Below are 22,341 nucleotides of genomic sequence, written 5' to 3' on the forward strand. Positions count from 1 at the left end.
GCGGTCTGTCATGGTGCATGCCTGAAAAAACGTCCGTTACAGCGGGCGAAATGCATTGTGACTTTCACGGCGGACCGGCCATCCCTAAATAGCGCTGGTTTTCCATGGGGAATCGGGGACTGTCTGCATGTGCGGTATCGTTGGAATCGTCGGCCATTCGCAGGTTGCCCCGCTTATCGTCGACGCCCTGAAACGATTGGAATATCGCGGTTATGACTCGGCCGGTGTCGCGACCATCGAGCACGGTGCGCTTGGCCGCCGGCGCGCCGAAGGCAAGCTGGTAAACCTCGAACGCCGGCTGAAGGAAGAGCCGCTCGACGGCACGATCGGCATCGGCCACACGCGCTGGGCGACGCATGGCGTACCCAATGAGACCAATGCGCATCCGCATTTTTCCGATGGCGTCGCCATCGTCCACAACGGCATCATCGAGAATTTCGCCGAACTGCGCGACGAACTGAAGCGTGACGGCTACTCTTTCTCGTCGCAGACCGACACCGAGGTCGTCGCCCATCTGGTGGCGCGCGAGCTCGCCAGGGGACTGAAGCCCGTCGAAGCCGCCCATAATGCGCTCAAGCGCCTCGAAGGCGCCTTTGCGCTGGCGATCATGTTCAAGGGCGATGAAGACCTGATCGTCGGCGCGCGCAACGGTCCGCCGCTGGCTGTCGGCCATGGCGAAGGCGAGATGTTCCTGGGTTCGGACGCTATTGCGCTTGCCCCGTTCACCAATTCGATCACCTATCTGGAGGATGGCGACTGGGCGGTGGTGCGCCGCAACGGCGTTTCCATCTTCGACATCGACGGCAAAAAGGTCGATCGCAAGCGCCAGCAGTCGCTCTCGACCAGCTTCATGGTGGACAAGGGCAACCGCCGCCACTTCATGGAAAAGGAAATCCACGAGCAGCCGGAAGTGATCTCTCACACGCTGGCGCACTATGTCGATTTCGTTTCTGGCGTTTCCAAGCCGCTCGACCTGCCTTTCGATTTCGCGGAGATCAACCGTCTGGCGATCTCTGCCTGCGGCACGGCGTATCTCGCGGGCCTGATCGGCAAATACTGGTTCGAGCGCTATGCGCGGCTGCCGGTCGACATCGATGTCGCCTCCGAATTCCGCTACCGTGAAATGCCGCTGTCGGCCAATGACGCGGCCTTCTTCATCTCCCAATCGGGCGAGACCGCCGATACGCTGGCCTCGCTGCGTTATTGCCGCAAGGCGGGCATGAAGATCGGCGCGGTGGTGAATGTGCGCGAATCGACCATGGCGCGCGAATCCGATGTCGTGCTGCCGACGCTGGCCGGCCCGGAGATCGGCGTCGCCTCGACCAAGGCCTTCACCTGCCAGCTCTCCGTGTTGGCCTCGCTCGCCGTGCGCGCGGGCGTGGCGCGCGGCACGATTTCGCCGGAGGAGGAGAAGGCGCTGGTGCGCGCTTTGTCGGAAGCGCCGCGCTATGCCAACCAGGTGCTGAAGTTGGAAGAGCAGATCGAGCGGATCGCGCGCGAAATCTCGCGCTATTCCGATGTGCTCTATCTCGGCCGCGACACCAATTTCCCGCTGGCCATGGAAGGGGCGCTGAAGCTCAAGGAAATCTCCTACATCCATGCCGAAGGCTATGCGGCGGGCGAATTGAAACATGGCCCAATCGCGCTGATCGACGAGAACATGCCGGTCATCGTGATCGCGCCGCATGACCGCATCTTCGAAAAGACCGTGTCCAACATGCAGGAAGTGGCCGCGCGCGGCGGCAAGATCATCCTGATCACCGATGCCAAGGGCGCGGCGCAGGTGAGCGTGAAGACGATGGAAACGATCGTGCTCCCGGATGTGCCGGAAATCATTTCGCCGATCATCTATGCGCTGCCGATCCAGATGCTGGCCTACTTCGCCGCCGTGTTCATGGGCACCGACGTCGACCAGCCGCGCAACCTGGCCAAGTCGGTGACCGTGGAGTAGCGCCACATCCCTTACGGCCAATCTGTATCAATGGATGATACACGGAGCTTGCGTCGAGCTGTGTATCAGCGTATGATACGCAACGTGGGGAAGGCTTTTGATCGTCTCATTCAAAGGCAAAACGGTCGATGAGGTAGCGGCTGGCAGGGCACCTAAGGGATTTCCGCCGGATTTGGTCGCTCGTGCTGAAAGACGGCTTCGAGCGATTGATAATGCCGTCCAGCTGAACGACCTTCGGTCGCCGCCGGGAAATCACCTGGAGGCTTTGAAGCGGGATCGTGCCGGACAGCATTCCATACGCATCAACGACCAATGGCGGATCTGTTTCAAATGGACCGCGGCCGGCGCCGAAGATGTGGAGATCGTCGACTACCATTGAGTGGGCGCTCGCCCAAACCCCTTGAGGACACAGAGCCATGCTCAAGTTCGCACGCCCCATCCACCCCGGAGAATTCCTGCGCGAGGAATATCTCGTTCCTCTTGGTATGAGTGCAGGCGCCCTCGCCAAGAAACTGAATCTTCCACGCACCCGCATTGAGCGTATCGCCAAGGAAGAGGTTGGGCTTACTCCCGATACAGCCCTTCGCCTTGCTAGGTTCTTCAACACCACGCCGGAGTTTTGGATGAACTTTCAGAAGGCTTATGAGTTGGAAACCGAAGCGAGGAAAATAGCGGCGGAACTCAAGAAGATCGTCCCCTTGGATGCAGCCGCTTAAGTGCGTTCTTTAAAAACTTCGCAGTTCCAAAGCGCCATCCGGTTCACTAATGTCGCGGCGCAACCCGCGCTCCGGTGAACCATGTCCGATACTGCCAAGACCTCCGGCATGACCCGGCTGAGGAACTATTTTCTCACAGGCTTCATCGTCTGCGCGCCGCTGGCGATCACCGCCTATATTGCCTGGTCGTTCATCGGCTGGGTCGATTCCTGGGTGAAACCCTATATTCCGGCGCGCTACAGCCCCGACACCTATCTGCCGTTTCCGGTTCCCGGCTTCGGGCTGATCGTCGCGTTGATCCTGATTACGCTAATCGGTTTTCTGGCCGCCAACATTGTCGGCCGCGCCATCGTCGGTTTCGGCGAGCGCCTGCTCGGCCGCATGCCGCTGGTGCGCGGCATCTACGGCTCGCTGAAGCAGATCTTCGAGACCGTGCTGTCGAACAAGGGCGACATGTTCAGCCAGGTCGGACTGGTCGAATATCCCCGCAAGGGGGTGTGGTCGCTGGTGTTCGTCGCCGGCGAGAAGGAAACCGAGATCAACGAGAAGCTCGACCAGGAGGGTGATCCACTGATCGCCGTGTTCATGCCGTGCACGCCGAACCCGACCACGGGCTTCCTGATGTACGTGCCGAAGTCGGACATCGTGATGCTCGACATGACCATCGAGGACGGCGCAAAGCTCATCGTGTCGGCCGGCCTGGTGGCGCCGGAAGTGAAAAGCAAGCTGGTGACGCTGAACGGTGAGCCGGTAAACGGAACGGTCGCCAATCCGCCGCTGGGGCCTCACCCGGCGCGCAGGAGCCGCACCGCTTCGTCGCGGCCGAACAAGTAGAGCAGCAGGCGCAGCGCTTCGCCGCGGTCGGACTGCAGTTCCGGATCACGCGACAGGATCAGCCGCGCGTCGTCACGGGCGGCTTCCAGCAGGTCGGCATGCGCCTCGATCCGCGCCACCTGAAAGCCCGGCGTGCCGGACTGGCGGGTGCCGAGCAATTCGCCTTCGCCGCGTAGCTTCAAGTCCTCTTCGGCAATGAGAAAGCCGTCCTCGGTCTCGCGCATCACCGACAGCCGCCGCTTCGCGGTCTCGCCGAGCGGATCCTTGTAAAGCAGCACGCAGGACGAAGGTTTGCTGCCACGCCCCACCCGGCCGCGCAGCTGGTGCAACTGGGCGAGGCCGAAGCGCTCGGCATGCTCGATGACCATGATCGTCGCATCCGGCACGTCGACGCCAACCTCGATGACGGTGGTGGCGATCAGGATGCGCGTCTCGCCCTCCTTGAAGGCGCGCATGGCTTCATCCTTCTCGGCCCCCTTCATACGGCCGTGGACAAGGCCGATGCGGTCACCGAACAAGGGCTGCAGCGAGGCGAAACGGTCCTCGGCCGACATCAGCTTGATCTCTTCGGATTCCTCGACCAGCGGGCAGATCCAGTAGATTTTCTGGCCGTCGGCGACGGCGTCCAGCATGCGACCAACCAGCTCGTCGAGCCGCTCCAGCGGCAGCGTGACGGTACGGATCGGCTGTCGGCCTGCCGGCTTTTCCGTCAGCTTGGAGACGTCCATGTCGCCGAAGGCGGTCAGTACCAGCGTGCGCGGGATGGGCGTCGCCGTCATCACCAGCATGTCGGGCGCGTCGCCCTTGGCGGTGATGGCCAGCCGCTGGTGAACACCGAAGCGGTGCTGTTCGTCGATGACCGCAAGGACCAGATCGTGATAGGTCACCGCCTCCTGGAACAAGGCATGGGTGCCGACGACGATATCGATCTCGCCGCTGGCCAGACCAGCCAGGGTCTCGGTACGCTCGCGGCCCTTTTCGCGGCCGGTCAGGATCGCGACGCGCAGATCGACCTTGGCTGCAAGCGGCGCGATCGTCGCCAGATGCTGGCGCGCCAGGATTTCGGTCGGCGCCATCAACGCCGCCTGGCCGCCGGCCTCGACGGCGCGGGCCATGGCAAGCAGCGCCACCACGGTCTTGCCCGAGCCGACATCGCCCTGCAGCAGCCGAAGCATGCGTTCGGGATCGGCGAGATCCCCATTGATTTCGGCCAGCGCGAATTCTTGCGAAGGGGTCAGCGAATAGGGCAGTGCCGCCCGCAAATTCTCGACGATGCGGCCATCGCCGATCAGGGGGCGGCCGGACAGGCGCCGCACCTTGGCCCGCACCAGCGCCAGCGACACCTGGCCCGCCAGAAACTCGTCATAGGCCAGCCGCCGCCAGGCGGCGCCATCCACTGAGACGTCGATCGGATCGGCCGGATTGTGGATGCGGGTCAGCGCGTCGCCGAAGGTCGGAAAGGTGTGGCGGCGCATGAAGGCGCCGTCCTGCCACTCTGGCAATTCCGGCAGGCGGCCGAGCGCCTGGCCGATCGCCCGGCGCAGCACCTTGCCGGAAAGCCCAGCGGTCAGTGGGTAGACCGGCTCGACCAGCGGCAGGTTTTCAGCCTCGCCGGCCAGCGCGATATGGTCGGGGTGTACCATGGTCGGGCGACCGTTGAACCACTCCATGCGGCCGGAGATCACGACATGCTCGCCGACCGGCATCGCCTTTTCGAGATAGGAGGCATGGGCGTGGAAGAAGGTCAGGCCGATTTCGCCGGTATCGTCATGGGCATAGACACGGTAGGGCACCGACCGGTTGCCGCGCGGCGGCGGCTGGTGGCGATCGATGCGGACCTCCAGCGTGACGATCGAGCCTTCGGCGGCAAAAGCAATGCCGGGCCGGTTGCGGCGGTCGATGACGGTGTGCGGCAATACGAACAGGAGATCGCCGGCGCGCGCTGCACGGTCGCCAAGATCCGCCGCCACGACCTTCTCGATCAGCGCGCCAACCTTCGGCCCGACGCCGGCAAGCGAAGTGATCGGGACAAACAGGGGGTCGAGGATGGAAGGACGCATGCCTTACCCTCCCCCTAGTGGGGAGGGTCGACCCGCGAAGCGGGTCGGGGTGGGGGGCGGTGTGCGTCTATTTTCAGAAGAAAATGGCGCGCCAGCGCCGCACCCCCACCCCGTCTCCCCCGCTTCGCTTTGCGAAGCGTGCTCGCCGACCCTCCCCACAAGGGGGAGGGTGAGGTGCGGGCGATGTCCGGCGCCGACATTGTCAGGAGTGTCCTTCACACCCATGATGTTTAGACGCCCACCAGCCTGTTGCAAGGCTGACAGCCTCTTCTATCCACGCTATATGCGCCGCTTGAAGCGAGGATGCGGCACAATGACCGGGACGAAACGATCAAGCGAGGGCCTGGACGCCCACCGCCGCAAGCTCCTGTTTCGCTCGTGGCATCGTGGCATGCGCGAGATGGATCTCATCCTCGGTACCTTCGCCGACGCCGAGATCGGCAACTTGACCGCCGGTGAAATCGAACAATATGAGAAGCTCCTCGACATTTCCGACACCGACTTCCTGCCGCTGGTCACGGGTGAGCGCCCGGTCCCCCCGGATATCGATTGTGCCGTCCTGCAGAAGATCCTGGCATCGCGCCGGACCATGACATTTTGAAAAACAGATTCGCATGACCCTCATTCCTAAAATCGGTCTGCCGAAAGGCCGTGCCGGCCAATTCATCGTCGATGGCGTCGCCGACGGCTATGAGGCCTTCGCGCTGGTGCAGGCCGCCCTGGAGATCGCGCCGGACAAGCCGGTGCTGTTCGTGGCGCGCGACGGGCAGCGCCTGCCCGTTATCACCGAGGCGCTGGCCTTTGCCGCACCTGGCCTGCCGGTGCTGGAACTGCCGGCCTGGGATTGCCTGCCTTACGATCGCGTTTCGCCGGGTTCCGATGCCGCCGCCAAGCGCCTTGATGCGCTGACGGCGATGATCGCGCTGGCGAAGAAGCCGCACCGCGCCGTCATTCTCACCACCGCCAACGCGCTGCTGCAGCGCATTCCACCCGCCGATCTCGTCGAAGCGCAGACCTTCCACGCCAGGCCCGGCAACCAGATCGACATGAACGTGCTGATCGCCCGGCTGGAGACGTCGGGTTTCGAGCGGGTGCCGACGGTGCGCGGCATCGGCGAATTCGCGGTGCGCGGCGGCATACTCGACCTGTTCGCGCCGGGCTGGAGCGAGGCACTGCGGCTCGACTTCTTCGGCGATACGCTGGAATCGATCCGTGTCTTCGATGCGGCCACGCAGCGCACTACCGGCCAGCGCAAGTCGATGGCCTTGCAGGCGATGAGCGAAGTGGCGCTGACGCCCGAAACGATCAGCCGCTTCCGCCGCGCCTATATCGAGGCGTTCGGCGCGCCGTCACGCGATGACGGGCTCTACGCCGCGGTCAGCGAAGGCCGGCGCTTCGCCGGCATGGAACACTGGCTGCCCTTCTTCTATGAGCGGCTGGAATCCGTTTTCGACTATCTGCCCGATGTGCCTGTCGTTTTCGACCATCTCGCGCATGAGGCTCTGGCTGAACGCCATACGCTGATCCTCGATCACTACGAGGCGCGCAAGAAGCAGGCGGAAGGCGCGTTGAAGGATGCGGTGCCGTACAAGCCGGTGGCGCCGGATCTGCTCTATCTCTCGCCGGAGAATTTGCGCGCCTCGCTCGGGCAGCGCGAGGATATCGACTTCACCGTCTTCGATGCGCCGGATGTCGGCGGCAAAAAAGTCTTTCACGGCGGTTCGCGGCAAGGCCGCAGCTTTGCCGAAGAGCGTGCCGATCCCAACATCAACATCTTCGATGTCGTGGTGAAGCACATCGCCGACGAGCGCGCCGCGCGCCGGCGCGTGATCATCGCCGGCTGGACCGAAGGCTCGCTCGACCGTCTTGGCCAGATCCTGGCCGAGCACAATCTCGGCAACCTCAAACCCGTGGCGACCCTGGACGAGGCCGAGAAGCTTGAACCGGGGCAGGCGGCTTTGGCGGTATTGCCACTGGAATCCGGCTTCGAGACCGACAGGCTGGTGGTCGTCGCCGAACAGGACATCCTCGGCGACCGGCTTATCCGGCGCTCGAAGCGCAAGAAGCGGGCTTCGGATTTCATCGCCGAGGCGTCTTCCCTGTCGGCGGGCGACATCGTCGTCCATGCCGACCATGGCATAGGCCGTTTTATCGGCCTGCGCACGATCGAAGCCGTCGGTGCGCCGCATGACTGCCTCGAAATCCACTATGCCGGCGACGACCGGCTGTTCCTGCCGGTCGAGAACATCGAGCTTCTGTCGCGTTACGGCTCTGATTCTGCCGAGGCGACGCTGGACAAGCTGGGCGGCGGCGCCTGGCAGGCGCGCAAGGCGAGGCTCAAGCGGCGCCTGCTCGACATGGCCGGACAACTGATCCGCATCGCCGCCGAACGGCAGATGCGCGCCGCGCCGTCTCTGGTGCCGGCCGAAGGCCTGTACGATGAATTCGCCGCGCGTTTCCCCTACGAAGAGACAGACGATCAGCAGTCGGCGATCGACTCGGTTCGCGATGATCTGGGCGCCGGCAAGCCGATGGACCGGTTGATCTGTGGCGATGTCGGCTTCGGCAAGACCGAAGTGGCGCTGCGTGCCGCCTTCATCGCCGCGATGGAAGGTTTTCAGGTCGCCGTGGTGGTGCCGACGACGCTGCTGTCGCGCCAGCATTTCAAGACGTTTTCGCAGCGCTTCTCCGGCTTGCCGATCCGGGTCGCCCAGGCCTCCCGGCTGGTCGGCACCAAGGAACTCGCGGAGACGAAGAAGGCCCTGGCAGAAGGCCAGGTCGACATTGTCGTCGGCACGCATGCCCTGCTCGGATCCTCGATATCGTTCAAGAATCTCGGCCTGCTGATCATCGATGAGGAGCAGCATTTCGGCGTCAAGCACAAGGAACGCCTGAAAGACCTCAAGACCGACGTCCATGTGCTGACCCTGTCGGCGACGCCGATCCCGCGCACGCTGCAACTGGCGCTGACGGGTGTGCGCGAGCTTTCGTTGATTGCCACGCCACCCGTCGACCGCATGGCGGTGCGCACCTTCATCTCGCCTTTCGATCCGCTGGTCATCCGCGAGACGCTGCTGCGTGAACGTTATCGCGGCGGCCATTCCTTCTATGTCGTTCCGCGCATCAGCGATCTCGCCGAAATCCATGATTTCCTGAAAGAATCGGTTCCGGAACTGAAAGTGGCGGTGGCCCATGGCCAGATGCCGCCGGGCGAGCTGGACGACATCATGAACGCCTTCTACGACGGCCAGTACGACGTGCTTCTGTCGACGACCATCGTCGAATCCGGCCTGGACATCCCGACCGCCAACACGCTGATCATCCACCGCGCCGACATGTTCGGCCTGTCGCAGCTGTACCAGTTGCGCGGCCGCGTTGGCCGTTCCAAGGTGCGCGCCTATGCGCTGTTCACGCTGCCGGCCAACCGCAAGCTGACCGATACGGCCGAGCGCCGGCTGAAAGTGCTGCAGTCGCTCGACACGCTCGGCGCCGGCTTCCAGCTCGCCAGCCATGATCTCGACATAAGGGGCGCCGGCAACCTGCTCGGCGAGGAGCAGTCCGGCCACATCAAGGAAGTCGGTTTCGAGCTCTACCAGCAGATGCTGGAGGAGGCTGTCGCCGAGGTGAAGGATTCCGGCGAGGTCCAGGACGGCGGCTGGTCGCCGCAGATCGCGGTCGGTACGGCGGTGATGATCCCGGAAGGCTACGTGCCCGACCTGCAGCTCAGGCTGGCGCTTTACCGGCGTCTCGGCGACCTCAAAACCACCGAGGAGATCGACGCTTTCGGCGCCGAGCTGATCGACCGTTTCGGCCCGCTCCCGGATGAGGTCAAGCATCTCCTGAAGATCGTCTTCATCAAGGCGCTGTGCCGCAAGGCCAATGTCGAGAAGCTCGACGCCGGGCCCAAGGGGGTCGTCATCCATTTCCGCAAACGCGAGTTTCCCAACCCGGTCGGGCTGGTCAAGTTCATCGGCGAGCAGGGCGCTTTGGCCAAGATCCGGCCGGATCATAGCGTCGTGTTCGCGCGGGACTGGCCCAACGCCGAAAAGCGCCTTGCCGGCTCGGCTGTCGTCATGACGCAACTGGCGAAGCTGGCGGAGAAGGCCGCCTGATCTCGGTTTGGGACCGCTGCACCCGGGCCAAGCCATTCGCCAGCGCTGAAATTCCGGTCTAGAATAGGAAATCGGCTTCGTGTATGGAGCCGCCACCCCTTATAGGGGCTGAGATCGCGGGCGAGGGCGCTCGCTTGTTGTTTGACGCAATTCCGGGCGGAAAGCCGCTTCAACACTTTTCCTGGAATTGCTCCGAAAGGGCGTTTGGGTGCAACGATGACGAAATGGTCGCCGAATTCGTGGAGAGCAAAGCCGATCAAGCAGGTTCCCGCCTATCCGGACCTTGCGGCGCTGAAGAACACGGAAGCCCAGCTTGCCACCTTCCCGCCGCTTGTCTTCGCAGGTGAGGCGCGCAAGCTGAAGAAGCAGCTCGCGGCCGTCGCGAATGGCGAAGCCTTCCTGCTCCAGGGTGGCGATTGTGCCGAGAGCTTTGCCGAACACGGCGCCGACAACATCCGCGACTTCTTCCGCGTCTTCCTGCAGATGTCGGTGGTGCTGACCTTTGCCGGCGCGCAGCCGGTGGTCAAGGTCGGCCGCGTCGCCGGCCAGTTCGCCAAGCCGCGCTCGTCCGACAACGAGACCAAGGGCGACGCGACGTTGCCCAGCTATCGCGGCGACATCATCAACGGCATCGAGTTCGACGCCAGGTCGCGCATTCCCGATCCCGCCCGCCAGGAAATGGCCTACCGACAGTCGGCGGCGACGCTGAACCTTCTGCGCGCCTTCGCCCAGGGCGGCTACGCCAGCCTGGAGAATGTCCATCGCTGGATGCTCGGCTTCGTATCCGACAGCCCGCAAGGCGAGAAATACGAGTCGCTCGCCAACCGCATCACCGAGACGATGGACTTCATGAAGGCCGTCGGCATCACGTCTGAAACCAACTATGCGCTGCGCGAGACCGATTTCTACACCAGCCACGAAGCGCTGCTGCTCGGCTACGAGGAGGCGCTGACCCGCATCGATTCGACCTCCGGCGACTGGTATGCCACCTCCGGCCACATGATCTGGATCGGTGACCGCACGCGCCAGCCCGATCACGCGCATGTCGAATATTGCCGCGGCATCAAGAACCCGCTCGGCCTGAAGTGCGGCCCGTCGCTGACGCCGGATGGCCTGCTGGAACTGATCGACCTGCTCAATCCTGAAAACGAGCCCGGCCGGCTGACGCTGATCGCACGCTTCGGTTCCGACAAGGTGGCCGATCATCTGCCCAAGCTGGTGCGCGCCGTGCAGAAGGAAGGCCGCAGCGTGGTGTGGTCGTCGGACCCGATGCACGGCAACACGATCGAGGCCGCCGGCTACAAGACACGGCCCTTCGACCGCATCCTTAAGGAAGTGCAGACCTTCTTCGAGGTGCACCGCGCCGAAGGCACGCATCCGGGCGGCATCCATGTCGAGATGACCGGCAAGAACGTCACCGAGTGCACGGGCGGCGCCCGCGCCATCACCGCCGAGGAATTGCAGGACCGCTATCACACCCACTGCGACCCGCGCCTCAATGCCGACCAGGCGATCGAACTGGCCTTTCTGGTCTCGGACCTGCTCAAGAAGAGCCACACGGTTCAGCACAAGCAGGCCGTCAACGGCTGATCAGCCGCCTCTGCTTGACCCTTAGGGAAGGCGCCGGAGAGATTCGGCGCCTTTTTCATTGCGCAGCCTTGCTCCCGGCCCGTCAAACCTTACGAAAATGTATACCCGCGCGACCATTGCCAGACCAAGATTGAGGCGAAGTTTGCCTCGAGATTTCCTTATTCGGCTAGGATTCGGCAATGGCAATGGAAGACGCTACCCAGGAGCACCTCGAGAACGCCGAGCATGCCGAACATGCCGCGCATGAGGGCAATCCGTTTCTGACCACGGTCTCGGTAACCATAGCGGTGCTGGCGGTTCTGGCCGCGACGGTCGGCAGTTTCGAGTCGCTCGAAACCGCCGAGGCGATCAACGACAAGAGCGAGGCGGGCTACCTCCAGAACAAGGCCAGCGATCAATGGAGCTTCTTTCAGGCAAAAAGCATCAAGAAGAACAGCTACGAGATCGCGGCGGCGATGGGTGGTCCCACTGCCGACCAGTTCCAGGCCAACGCCAAGCGCAATGAGGCCGATAGTGCCGAGATCCAGGCCAAGGCGACCGAGTTCGAGAACCAGGTCGACGAGAAACTGCGCGACAGCGACGTGCGGGAACACCGCCACCACGTGCTGACGTTGGCGGTGACGCTGCTGCACATCTCGATCGCGGTCGCGACCTTGTCCATCATTACCCATGGCAAGCGCTGGCCGTGGATCGGCTCGCTGGCGCTCGGCGGCTTGGGCATCATCGCGGCTGGCTTCGCCTATGCCTGACCGTGCCGGCTCCGCCAGCGCGGTTCGACAGGATCGATCCTTGATCAGTCCTTCTTGTAGAGCAGCCAGCTCTTGCCGGCGCGGCCGGCCATCGTCGAGTGCTTGGTGACGCGGTTGCGCCCGCTGACCTTGGAGCGGTAGAGCGCCCGGTCTGCCTTGGTGTACAGATCTTCGGGGCCTTCCGCCTCGGACGCCATGCAGATGCCCATCGAGACGGTCACGGTGCCGTAATTCATGCCGGTCTGGCTGCTGGTGAACGGCGTCTGCTCGATCAGCGTGCGAATACGCTCCGCGATCTCATAAGTGGCGTCCTCGCTGGCGCCTTCGACGATCAGCGCGAACTCCTCGCCGCCGGTCCGGGCGACGAACATGTCGCCGCGAATGCTGGTTTGCAAAATGTCGGCGATGATCTGGATGATCTTGTCACCCACAGGATGCCCGTATCTGTCGTTGATGTCCTTGAAGCGATCGATGTCGGCAAGGATCAGCGCGTTGAACAGGATGCCCTTGTTGCTGGTATAGATTCGGGTGATTTCCTTGTCGAAGGCGCGGCGGTTCCAGATCTGGGTCAGCGGATCGGTATCGGCAAGCCGCTTGTATTCCTCGAGCTTCGACTTGACGCTCTCCAGTTCCGCGGTCTTGTCGCTGAGCGTCGAGGCGACCTGCCGTCCGTGATCGATCGTGGAATTCGTGGCGACCGCCATGGCGCTGGCGATCTTCTGCAGCAAATCCTGAGAAAGCAGGCTGCGGTTGCTGAGGCCGCTGGATGTCTCGTCGAGGATCTTGCCGTATTTCTCGATGTGGCTACGCTCGCTCCTCAACAGAGAGGCGATGTCCTCGAGCTCCTTGGCAATGACATCGCGCGCATGCTCGACAATGCCCGGCCCATGGTTGTGCGCAAAAAAAGCCCGCCCGATCTTGTCCAGGTCATCCTGGGTCGGCCGGCTGCTGAGCGAAACGACGGCGAGACTGAGTTCGCGGTTCGAGCCACTCAGGGCTTCGTAGAAGATCTCATAGTTACGCGGCAGGCCAAGCACGCCCAGCTGGCGCATCGTGGCGACGACGGTGCTGGCAATGTCGGTGTTTCTGTCGGTCTGGACGGCTGCCGGCTGCATCTTGTTGTTCACTCTTCCCCCTGGAGGCCATCGCCAATCTGGCAGGCATCCATTATCGCCGTCCTGGGGAACGCTACCCGTATCAGTCCATTTGCGTCAGGCGCGTCCCCACCCGCACCCTACGCATGACCCGACCATAAATGCAGCAGCGCTAAAGTTTTCTTAATTTGCAGCACGGTCCGTGGTTTTCTCTACCTGTGGCTGTAAAAGCTCATCGCTCAGCCACGATCACCTTCGGACAACGGTCACTTGCGCGCGAATTCACGCAATGTGATGTCGAAAATGAAATTCAATTCCGGATTTTCTGCATCAGTACATGTCGCATTTGCTTGCGTGTCGCGCCTGGAAAGCTGGAATCCTCGGGGAAAGGCGAGGTCCTTGAAGGAGGGGCGAGATGAGTGACGGTCACCAGGGCTCATGTCTGTGCGGAGCGATCCGGTTCCGCACGCGCGGGGTGCTACGCGGTGTCATCTACTGCCATTGTTCGCAGTGTCGCAAACAGAGCGGACATTTCTATGCGGCGACCAATATCGCGGATGCCGACATTGTCGTCGAAGGTGCCGACAACATCACCTGGTACGAGGCATCGTCCTTCGCCAAACGCGGTTTCTGCAAGACATGCGGCTCGCTGCTGTTCTGGAAGCCTCGCGAAGACGCCTATGTTTCGGTCCTTGCGGGATCGTTCGATCAGCCGACCGGCCTCGAGGGCGAATGCCATATCTTTGTCGGCGACAAGGGTGACTATTACTCGATTGACGATGACCTGCCGCGGTTCGAAAAATCGACGCCGTCGGTCAAGGTGGCCGGCGATTGAAATTTGGCCGCTGAGCCTTATTCCATTGATCGGGCCATTGCTTTATCCCGGGCCGGTGACTCGCAAAGGGGCCTGGCATGCAGCGGCTGATCGATGCTTTCTTCAACTCGGTGCGGGCGTTCCGCAAGCTGACCGCCAGCGAAAAGGCCTTTCAGCAGGAGTTGATGCTGCTTGTGCTCGCGCTGCCGGCCGGATGGTTCATTTCCGTCTCCTGGCGCGGTTACGCCCTGCTGATCGGCGCGGTGCTGCTCCTGATCATGGTCGAGGTGCTCAACACCGGCATCGAGGCGGCCTGCGACGCCTTCAGCCGTGAGTTCAATGTCGACATCCAGCTGGCCAAGGACTGCGGTTCGCTGGCGGTCCTGATCTCCGTGGTCATTGTCGCCGGTGTCTGGGGCATCGCGCTCATCGAACGGATTACCGGCTTTCCCATTTAATCACCCTCCCGGCGATCGCCGCCGACGAGCTCACTGTTCCCGGCCGCGCTCGCGCCTGGCGATGTGGCGGGCGGCCAGCCACGCCAGGACGGCCACGGTCAACCCTATGCCCAGGCCGATCAACAGCCGCTCGTGATGGGCCAGTGCCTTGCCGATTATCTGCTCCGCGCCCAGTCCAAAGACATAGCCGATCGTGCTGAACAGCATCGCCCAGATGACAGATGAAATCGCGTTGAGGACGACGAAGCGGGGTGCCGGTATGGTCGAAAGACCGGCGGCGATGCCCCCGACCAGCCGCATCCCGTAGATGTAGCGGTTCGACAGCACGAAGATGTTGGGGTGGGTGTTGAGCAGGCGGTAGGCGCGGCGAAAGCCGGGACGCCGGCGCAACCTGACGACATGACGGTTGTCGGCGAAGCTTCGGCCGAGGATGAAGAAGAAGGTGTCGCCGACGAATGCTCCGAGCGAAGCCGCCACGAATGTATGCCAGAGCACGAAAACATGCTGGTGGGCGAAGAATCCGCCAAGGATGGCGGCGCTTTCGCCTTCGGCCACGCAGCCGAGGAAAACCGCCAGCAATCCGTATTGTTCGATGAAGTGATGGATCGCCTCGGTCATGGCGCGGACTGCTGCGAAAGTCTTTCATCGATGCGCTTGACCGTTTCCGCCAGCCGCACGATCTCGTCGCGCATGCCCAGAATCTGGCTGTGGCGCAGCTCGTCCAGTTTCTCATGCAGCGCCATGATCTCGATCTCGGCCTTGAGATTGACCTCGTAGTCATGCGCTGCGTCGATACGGTCCCGCTCGGTCTGGCGGTTCTGCGCCATCATGATGACGGGCGCCTGCAAGGCGGCGATCATCGACAGCACCAGGTTGAGGAAGATGAAGGGGTAGGGGTCGAAGGCATCGCGGGTCAAAAGCCAGACATTGCCTGATGTCCACAGGACCAGGAAAACGATAAAGCCGACAATGAAGGACCATGAGCCGCCGATGCGCGCGATCATGTCGGCGAGCCGGTCGCCAAAAGTCTGGTGGAAGGCGACGGCCTTGTTGGTATCCCTGGTGATGGTGGTGCGTTCGATGGTGCTTTGCAGCACCCGGCTTTCGAGCAGGCTCAGTCCATCCGGCCTTCGCTTCAGCCAGCGGTTCGCCAGGTCGTCGATCGTCTTGTTCATGGCCGTCTCCGGGGCTTGCCTGTCATAAGACCTAGAGGCTGCGGGCCGTCTCGGGAAGTGTTACATCTAGCCGAACTGTGAGGGACCCATGGCCGATTTCCAGAAAATTCGCCAGCGCGCGGCAAAACGCAAAGGCGGCGAGGCCGAGCTTGCCACTTTGCTGGGACCGGCGCCCGACAATGCCGCGGTCGCCGACATCGCCGATGACCGCATTCTCTCCACCATGGCCGAGCGCGTCTTCGCCGCCGGTTTCGTTTGGCGTGTCATAGAGCAGAAATGGCCTGGTTTCGAAGAGGCGTTCCTGCGCTTCGAGCCGAAGCGGCTGTTGTTCCAGCCTGACGATTTCTGGCATGACCTGGCCTCGGACCAGCGCATCGTGCGCAATCCGCAGAAAATCAGGTCGGTCCGCGAGAACGCCGCCTTCGTCGAGCGCGTCTCGAAGGAGCATCATGGTTTCGGCCAGTTCCTCGCCGATTGGCCCGCCGACGACCAGGTCGGGCTGATGGCATATCTCGGCAAGCATGGCAGCCGGCTTGGCGGCAACACCGGCCAGTACTTCCTGCGCTGGCTGGGCTGGGACGCTTTCGTCATTTCCGCCGACATGGCGGCGGCACTTCGCGATGCCGGCCTCGACATCGCCGAAAGCCCGACCTCGAAGAAGGACCTCGACAAGATCCAGGCGCAGATCAACCGATGGGCTGGTGACACCGGCCTGCCGCGTCGGCACATTTCGCGCATCCTGGCGATGTCGATCGGCGAGAACCACTCTCCGCAATCTCTGCGCGACTATATGGGAGACGACTGAGCGCGGCCCGTACCCGATCGACAGATGTCGGCAGGCCCGAATTGGTCCAAGCGAACGCCATTGCGGGGCGGATTTTGCCGCGCTAAACCGCAGGCATGACCAAGAAGCTCGACGTCCTGCGCATCGCCATCGCCCAGCTCAACCCGACTGTCGGCGACATATCGGGCAATCTCGCCAAGGCCCGCGAGGCGAGGGCGGACGCCGCCCGCCAGGGCGCCGATCTCGTGCTCTATACCGAACTTTTCCTCGCCGGCTATCCGCCGGAGGATCTGGTGCTGAAGCCGGCCTTCCTGAAAGCCTGTGAAAAGGCGGCGCAGGATTTTGCCGCTGACACGTCGGACGGCGGCCCGGGCGTCATCATCGGCACTCCGTTGAAGCGCAAGAGCGGCACGCACAATTCGATCGTCTTCGCCGACGGCGGCAAGATCATCGCCGAGCGCTACAAGCTCGACCTGCCGAACTACGGCGAGTTCGACGAGAAGCGCGTTTTCCAGGCTGGCCCGGAGCTCCAGGGACCGGTCAATTTCCGTGGCGTGCGCATCGGCGTTCCGATCTGCGAGGACATCTGGGGCGATGTCGATATCTGTGAATCGCTGGCCGAAAGCGGGGCGGAAATCCTGCTGGTGCCGAACGGGTCGCCTTACTACCGCGCCAAGATCGACGTTCGACATCAGGTCGTCATCAGGCAGGTCATCGAAACCGGGCTGCCGATGATCTACGCCAACCAGCTCGGCGGCCAGGACGAACTGATCTTCGACGGCGCGTCCTTCGCCATCGGCGCCGACAAGGCGCTGGCCTTTCAGATGAGTCAGTTCGAGGAAGCCGTCGACGTCACCACCTGGAAACGGCAGGGGGAGAGCTGGGTCTGTTCCGAAGGGCCGATGTCGAAAATCCCGGAGCGGGAGGAGGCGGATTATCGCGCCTGCATGCTCGGCCTGCGTGACTACGTTAATAAGAACGGCTTCAAGAACGTGGTGCTGGGCCTGTCGGGCGGCATCGATTCGGCGATCTGCGCGGCGCTTGCCGTCGACGCGCTTGGTGAAGAACGCCTGCGCGCGGTCATGATGCCCTACCGCTATACCTCGAAGGATTCGCTGAAGGATGCCGAGGACTGCGCCCGCGCGCTCGGATGCCGCTACGACATCGTGCCGATCTTCGAGCCGGTCGAGGGTTTTCTGCATGCGCTGACGCAGCTTTTCGAAGGCACCAAGGAAGGCATCACCGAGGAGAACCTGCAAAGCCGGGCGCGCGGCACCATCCTGATGGCGATCTCCAACAAGTTCGGCTCGATGGTCGTCACGACCGGCAACAAGAGCGAGATGTCGGTCGGCTACGCCACGCTCTATGGCGACATGAATGGCGGCTTCAATCCCATAAAAGACCTCTACAAGATGCAGGTCTACGCGCTGTCGCGCTGGCGCAACAGCCACGTGCCGCCGGGCGCGCTCGGGCCGTCGGGCGAGGTCATCCCGAAGAACATCATCGACAAGGCGCCGTCGGCGGAATTGCGCGAAAACCAGACCGACCAGGATTCGCTGCCGCCCTATCCGGTGCTGGACGATATCCTCGAATGCCTGGTCGAGAACGAGATGGGCGTCGACGATATTGTCGCGCGCGGCCATGACCGCGCGACGGTGACGCGCATCGAGCATCTGCTCTACATCGCCGAGTACAAGCGCCGGCAAGCGGCGCCGGGCGTGAAGATCACCAGGAAGAATTTCGGCCGCGACCGCCGCTATCCCATCACCAACCGTTTCAGGGACCGCGGCTAGAGCAATTCCAGGAAAAGTGTGAAACGGTTTTCCGTCCGGAATTGCGACAAAACAAAGAGTTAGAGCAGTTCACCGTTTCCGTGAAAGGGTGAGCTGCTCTGGATACCCGGCAGTTTTAAGAAACCTTGGGGGCTTGCATGTTCATCAGCTATTTCAAGGGAACGCCTGAATATCACATCGTTCGCTTCCGGAACGGCAAGATCCGGGGACAGGGCCGCGGCATCAGTTTCTGGTACGGCACATTGGGCACGACTATCGCCATGGTGCCGGTGACGTCGCTCGACAACCCGTTCATCTTCACGGAGACGACGGCGAATTTCCAGGATCTGGCCATTCAGGGGTCCGTCAGCTACCGGATCGTCGATCCGGTGAAGGCGGCGGAAGGCTTCGATTTCAGCGCCAAGCTCAACAAATCCGATGTCGCCGGCGATGGCCGCGAGAAGATCGCCGAACGCCTTGTTCTGGCCATTCAGAGCCGCGCCCGGACCGTCGTCTCGAGCATGACACTCGAGCAGGCGCTGGCGGAGGTGACCAAGCTTGGCGGCAATCTGGCCGAGTTGTTGCGGAGCGATCCGATCGCCTCCACGGCCGGTCTTTCCATCGAAGAGGTTCACATCACCTCGGTCCAGCCGACGCCGGAAATCCGTAAGGCGCTGCAGACCGAATATCGCGAGGCGCTGCAGCGCCAGGCTGACGAGGCGATCTATGCCCGCCGCGCCTATGGCGTCGAGAAGGAGCGCGAGATCAAGCAGAGCGAACTGGCGACCGAGATCGAACTGGCCGAGCGCAACAAGCTCCTGGTCGATACCGAGGCGCGCAACAAGCTGACACTTGCCGAGGCGCAGGCCAAGGCCCAGCAACTGGAGTTGACCGTCTATTCGTCGGCGCCCGCCAGCGTGCTGACGGCGATGGCTTTCAAGGCCTGGGCGGAAAAAGGCGGTTCGGTCGGCAATCTGTCGATCACACCCGACATGCTGACCAGCGCGCTGGGCCAGCTTGCCGCCCCGGCCAAGACCGAGAAGTGATCCAGCCGGTGGCTGGCGATCAGGGCGATAGGCCGATCGACCGGGTGATTGTCGTCACCCGCAGGACCGAGCTCGAGGAACTGACCTCGCGTTTCAATACGCAAGGGCAGGCCCGCTTCTATCTCAGGCAAGCCGGCATGAATTTCGACCCCGTCAAATCGGCGCACGATACCTATCATGCCGCGCTCGACCGGGTGATGGGTTCGCTGCCTTCGGGCCTGAAGCAGTTGCGGCTCGACCGCGATCTGGTGCCGCAATTCGAATTCGGCGCCGATGTCGTGATCGCGCTCGGCCAGGACGGGCTGGTCTCCAACACCGCGAAATACCTGCCGTACCAGCCGCTGATCGGCATCAATCCCGATCCCACGCTGTTTGACGGTGTTCTGTTGCCCTGGCGCGCAGAGGACACGCAAAGGGTGCTTGATCTGACGATCTCCGGCGCGGCGAGGCGCCAGGCGGTGGTGATGGCCGAGGCCCGTTCCAATGACGGCAAGCGGCTGATCGCCTTCAACGACCTGTTCGTCGGGGCCGGCACGCATGTTTCGGCGCGCTACGAACTGACCTATGGCGGCAGGACGGAGCGGCAATCGTCGAGCGGCATCATCGTCTCGACCGGCGCCGGCTCCACCGGCTGGCTGCGCTCTGTCATGGCGGGCGCCGCCGGACTGGCGGCGGCCTATGGCGATACGGGCGTGCCGACAGTGCCGCCGCAAGGCTACGACCGGGAAGGCGAGCAGTTGTTCTTCTCGGTGCGGGAGCCGTTTCCGAGCAACACGACAGGCGTCTCCCTGGTCCATGGGATCATCACCCGCGACCGGCCGCTGGTCGTCTCCTCGCGGCAGAGCAAGGGCGGCGTCATCTTCTCCGACGGCATGGAAGCAGACTTCGTCGAGTTCAATTCCGGCACCGAGGTGACCATAGCGATCGCCGATCAGAAGGCCTGGCTGGTGGTGCCGTGAGCGGCCGGCATTGTTGCAAAATCGTCTCACCCGCTGGGCCACGCCCGCTTTTGGCAGCTGCTTGCCTTGGCGAGGCGTCGCGGCCCCTCTATACCAACCGTTCCGCGATTCCCAATCGGGAGGAACGAATGGCAGGAATCTCTATCGTCATGCGAGGCCGCGAAGCCTAGGTCTCGACCAGCGCGCCGCAAGGCATTTGCCCTTGCTGCCAAGCCGGATCGAGAACAGGCCTTTGCCGATGCCGGTCGCCGCCCAACCTGCGGGCAAGCGACCAATTCCGCCGAACCTCCGCGTTTGCGGGCGAAATTGCTCAACGCGGTTTCTTCATTTTCATATTACCGGGATCGGGCTCGTTTGCGCCCGAATGACATCATGGCTCGTTTCAAGATCGATTTGCGCGCAAGCGCCTTTCGCAGTGTTCTTGGTTTCACATTCACCCATTGGCGGCGCCAGCCCTGGCGGCTTTCGCTGATCATGGGCGGCTTCCTGCTGTCGACGCTGGCGGACGTTTTGACGCCGCTCTATTCCGGCCGACTCGTCGATGCCGTCGCCAGCAGTGCCGGCGCCGACACAATTGCCTGGAATGCCGCGCTGACGGCATTCTTCGTCCTGATGGCGCTGGCGCTGACCGGCGTCGTGCTGCGCAACCTGGCGTTCATGGGCATCGTGGAGCTGACGCTCAAGATGATGGCCGACATCGCGGCGGACGCCTTCCATCGCGTTCAACGCTTTTCCACCGACTGGCATGCCAACTCGTTTGCCGGCTCTACCGTGCGCAAGATAACGCGCGGCATGTGGGCGCTCGACCTGCTCAACGACACCATACTCATCGCGCTGCTGCCCTCGGTGGTCATGCTCGTCGGCTCGACGTTGCTGCTCGGCTGGTTCTGGCCGTTGATGGGGGCGGTTGTCGCCGCGGGTTCAGTGCTGTTCATCGTTGTGACCGCGATGCTGTCGCTCGGCTATGTCGCGCCGGCGGCAAGGCTGGCCAACACCTGGGACACGCGCCTTGGCGGCTCGCTGGCCGACGCGGTGAGCTGCAATGCCGTGGTCAAAGGCTTTGGCGCCGAGGAGCGTGAGGAGAGGCGGCTTGCCAAGGTCGTCACCAAATGGCGTGCCCGCACGGGCCGCACCTGGGTGCGCGGCACCATCAACGGCACGACGCAAGGGGTATTGCTGCTGGTCATGCGGGCCGCGGTGATCGGTCTGTCGCTGATATTGTGGTCGTGGGGGCAGGCGACGGCCGGCGATGTCGCCTTCGTGCTGACCTCGTTCTTCGTGCTGCAGGGCTATCTCAGGGATATCGGCACGCATATCCGCAATCTGCAGCGCTCGATCAACGATATGGAGGAACTGGTCGACTTCCAGTCCGAACCCCTCGGCATCGAGGACCGGCCTGGCGCGAAGCCGATCCGGATCACGCAAGGGGCCATCGGCTTCGACAATGTGACCTTCCATTACGGCAATCACCGGTCTCCGCTTTACCGCGACTTCTCGGTCGACATAGCGCCGGGGGAACGTGTCGGGCTCGTCGGCCACTCAGGCTCGGGCAAGACGACCTTCGTCAAACTCATCCAGCGGCTCTATGACGTGAATGCGGGCAGAATCCTGATCGACGGCCAGGACATCTCGCAGGTTGCGCAAGCATCGCTGCGTGGGCAGATCGCCATCGTCCAGCAGGAGCCGATCCTGTTCCACCGGTCGCTGGCGGAGAACATCGCCTATGCCAGGCCGAGCGCCACACAGGAGGAGATCGAGCATGCCGCCAGGCTGGCGAGCGCGCATGACTTCATCGCCAACCTGCCGAAGGGCTACGGCACGATGGTCGGCGAGCGCGGCGTGAAACTGTCGGGCGGCGAGCGGCAGCGGGTGGCGATCGCCCGCGCGTTCCTGGCCGATGCGCGCATCCTGATCCTGGACGAGGCGACGTCGAGCCTCGATTCCGAATCGGAAGTGCTGATCCAGCAGGCGATGGAACGGCTGATGGTCGGCCGCACGACGCTGGTCATCGCGCATCGGCTCTCGACGGTGCGGGCGCTCGACAGACTGCTGGTCTTCGACCGCGGCAAGATCGTCGAGGAAGGCTCGCATGACGAGCTGATCCGGCTGAAGGGCGGCATCTATCGTCGGCTGTTCGAGCGCCAGGCGCTGGAACTGACCAAGGGTCTGGTCATCTGACGTGAGATGGCCTCCGGCTTCGGCTGGAGGCCATCTCTATCAGACGCTG

At 62.9% G+C, this 22,341-nt stretch carries 19 protein-coding genes; 15 read left to right on the forward strand and 4 right to left on the reverse strand.

Annotated elements, in window-relative coordinates; all coding sequences use genetic code 11:
* The first annotated feature begins 127 nt into the window (after nt 1-127).
* The 4 genes from glmS (at nt 128) to FFS37_RS11210 (ending at nt 3,501) form a co-directional block, all read left to right on the forward strand.
* Nucleotides 128-1,951, forward strand: coding sequence for a glutamine--fructose-6-phosphate transaminase (isomerizing) (glmS, locus tag FFS37_RS11195; RefSeq protein ID WP_137931008.1), 1,824 nt, complete (start codon nt 128-130; stop codon nt 1,949-1,951).
* Between the two features lie 97 nt (nt 1,952-2,048).
* Nucleotides 2,049-2,330, forward strand: a complete 282-nt coding sequence (locus FFS37_RS11200) for a type II toxin-antitoxin system RelE/ParE family toxin (protein ID WP_137931009.1) — start codon at nt 2,049-2,051, stop codon at nt 2,328-2,330.
* Between the two features lie 37 nt (nt 2,331-2,367).
* Nucleotides 2,368-2,667 (forward strand): HigA family addiction module antitoxin, encoded by a 300-nt coding sequence (locus tag FFS37_RS11205; protein WP_137931010.1) that lies wholly within the window; start codon nt 2,368-2,370, stop codon nt 2,665-2,667.
* An 81-nt stretch (nt 2,668-2,748) separates the two neighbouring features.
* Nucleotides 2,749-3,501 (forward strand): DUF502 domain-containing protein, encoded by a 753-nt coding sequence (locus FFS37_RS11210; protein WP_137931011.1) that lies wholly within the window; start codon nt 2,749-2,751, stop codon nt 3,499-3,501.
* On the opposite strand, the gene recG is transcribed toward FFS37_RS11210, so the two are convergent.
* Nucleotides 3,453-5,561, reverse strand: a complete 2,109-nt coding sequence (gene recG / locus FFS37_RS11215) for an ATP-dependent DNA helicase RecG (protein WP_137931012.1) — start codon at nt 5,559-5,561, stop codon at nt 3,453-3,455. The genes FFS37_RS11210 and recG overlap by 49 nt on opposite strands.
* Nucleotides 5,562-5,874: 313 nt before the next feature.
* Here recG and FFS37_RS11220 point away from each other — a divergent pair, with 313 nt between their 5' ends.
* The 4 genes from FFS37_RS11220 (at nt 5,875) to FFS37_RS11235 (ending at nt 12,012) form a co-directional block, all read left to right on the forward strand.
* On the forward strand, nt 5,875-6,162 hold the full coding sequence (locus tag FFS37_RS11220; protein ID WP_137931013.1) for a succinate dehydrogenase assembly factor 2: 288 nt from the start codon (nt 5,875-5,877) through the stop codon (nt 6,160-6,162).
* 13 nt (nt 6,163-6,175) lie between these two features.
* Nucleotides 6,176-9,673, forward strand: a complete 3,498-nt coding sequence (mfd, locus tag FFS37_RS11225) for a transcription-repair coupling factor (protein ID WP_137931014.1) — start codon at nt 6,176-6,178, stop codon at nt 9,671-9,673.
* Nucleotides 9,674-9,889: 216 nt separating this feature from the next.
* Nucleotides 9,890-11,263, forward strand: a complete 1,374-nt coding sequence (locus FFS37_RS11230; RefSeq protein ID WP_137931015.1) for a class II 3-deoxy-7-phosphoheptulonate synthase — start codon at nt 9,890-9,892, stop codon at nt 11,261-11,263.
* A 179-nt stretch (nt 11,264-11,442) separates the two neighbouring features.
* Nucleotides 11,443-12,012, forward strand: a complete 570-nt coding sequence (locus tag FFS37_RS11235) for a DUF4337 domain-containing protein (protein WP_232375625.1) — start codon at nt 11,443-11,445, stop codon at nt 12,010-12,012.
* 44 nt (nt 12,013-12,056) lie between these two features.
* On the opposite strand, the gene FFS37_RS11240 is transcribed toward FFS37_RS11235, so the two are convergent.
* Nucleotides 12,057-13,127 carry a diguanylate cyclase domain-containing protein gene (locus FFS37_RS11240; RefSeq protein WP_137931232.1) on the reverse strand — a complete coding sequence of 357 codons (1,071 nt, stop codon included), beginning with the start codon at nt 13,125-13,127 and terminating at the stop codon, nt 12,057-12,059.
* 394 nt (nt 13,128-13,521) lie between these two features.
* On the opposite strand from FFS37_RS11240, the gene FFS37_RS11245 reads away from it, so the two are divergent.
* Nucleotides 13,522-13,941: a GFA family protein gene (locus tag FFS37_RS11245; protein WP_137931016.1), complete on the forward strand. Its 420-nt coding sequence runs from the start codon at nt 13,522-13,524 to the stop codon at nt 13,939-13,941.
* Between the two features lie 77 nt (nt 13,942-14,018).
* Nucleotides 14,019-14,378, forward strand: a complete 360-nt coding sequence (locus FFS37_RS11250; RefSeq protein ID WP_137931017.1) for a diacylglycerol kinase — start codon at nt 14,019-14,021, stop codon at nt 14,376-14,378.
* 30 nt (nt 14,379-14,408) lie between these two features.
* On the opposite strand, the gene FFS37_RS11255 is transcribed toward FFS37_RS11250, so the two are convergent.
* Entirely contained in the window at nt 14,409-14,996 is a 588-nt protein-coding gene (locus FFS37_RS11255; protein WP_137931018.1) for a DedA family protein, read from the reverse strand.
* Entirely contained in the window at nt 14,993-15,553 is a 561-nt protein-coding gene (locus FFS37_RS11260; protein ID WP_137931019.1) for a DUF1003 domain-containing protein, read from the reverse strand. The genes FFS37_RS11255 and FFS37_RS11260 overlap by 4 nt, the downstream gene beginning before the upstream one ends.
* An 88-nt stretch (nt 15,554-15,641) precedes the next feature.
* Between FFS37_RS11260 and FFS37_RS11265 the strand changes: the two genes are divergently transcribed.
* The 5 genes from FFS37_RS11265 (at nt 15,642) to FFS37_RS11285 (ending at nt 22,292) form a co-directional block, all read left to right on the forward strand.
* Nucleotides 15,642-16,358 carry a DNA-3-methyladenine glycosylase I gene (locus FFS37_RS11265; protein ID WP_137931020.1) on the forward strand — a complete coding sequence of 239 codons (717 nt, stop codon included), beginning with the start codon at nt 15,642-15,644 and terminating at the stop codon, nt 16,356-16,358.
* 95 nt (nt 16,359-16,453) lie between these two features.
* A complete protein-coding gene (locus FFS37_RS11270) occupies nt 16,454-18,130 on the forward strand; it encodes an NAD+ synthase (protein WP_137931021.1) in 1,677 nt (558 codons plus the stop codon).
* Between the two features lie 137 nt (nt 18,131-18,267).
* Nucleotides 18,268-19,155 (forward strand): SPFH domain-containing protein, encoded by an 888-nt coding sequence (locus FFS37_RS11275; RefSeq protein WP_137931022.1) that lies wholly within the window; start codon nt 18,268-18,270, stop codon nt 19,153-19,155.
* On the forward strand, nt 19,152-20,114 hold the full coding sequence (locus FFS37_RS11280; RefSeq protein WP_210240451.1) for a diacylglycerol kinase catalytic domain-containing protein: 963 nt from the start codon (nt 19,152-19,154) through the stop codon (nt 20,112-20,114). Before FFS37_RS11275 ends, FFS37_RS11280 begins: the two co-directional genes overlap by 4 nt.
* A 372-nt stretch (nt 20,115-20,486) precedes the next feature.
* Nucleotides 20,487-22,292: an ABC transporter ATP-binding protein gene (locus FFS37_RS11285; protein ID WP_137931023.1), complete on the forward strand. Its 1,806-nt coding sequence runs from the start codon at nt 20,487-20,489 to the stop codon at nt 22,290-22,292.
* Nucleotides 22,293-22,341 lie beyond the last annotated feature (49 nt).

It is taken from the genome of Mesorhizobium comanense (genome assembly GCF_005503535.1).
Lineage (GTDB): Bacteria > Pseudomonadota > Alphaproteobacteria > Rhizobiales > Rhizobiaceae > Mesorhizobium > Mesorhizobium comanense.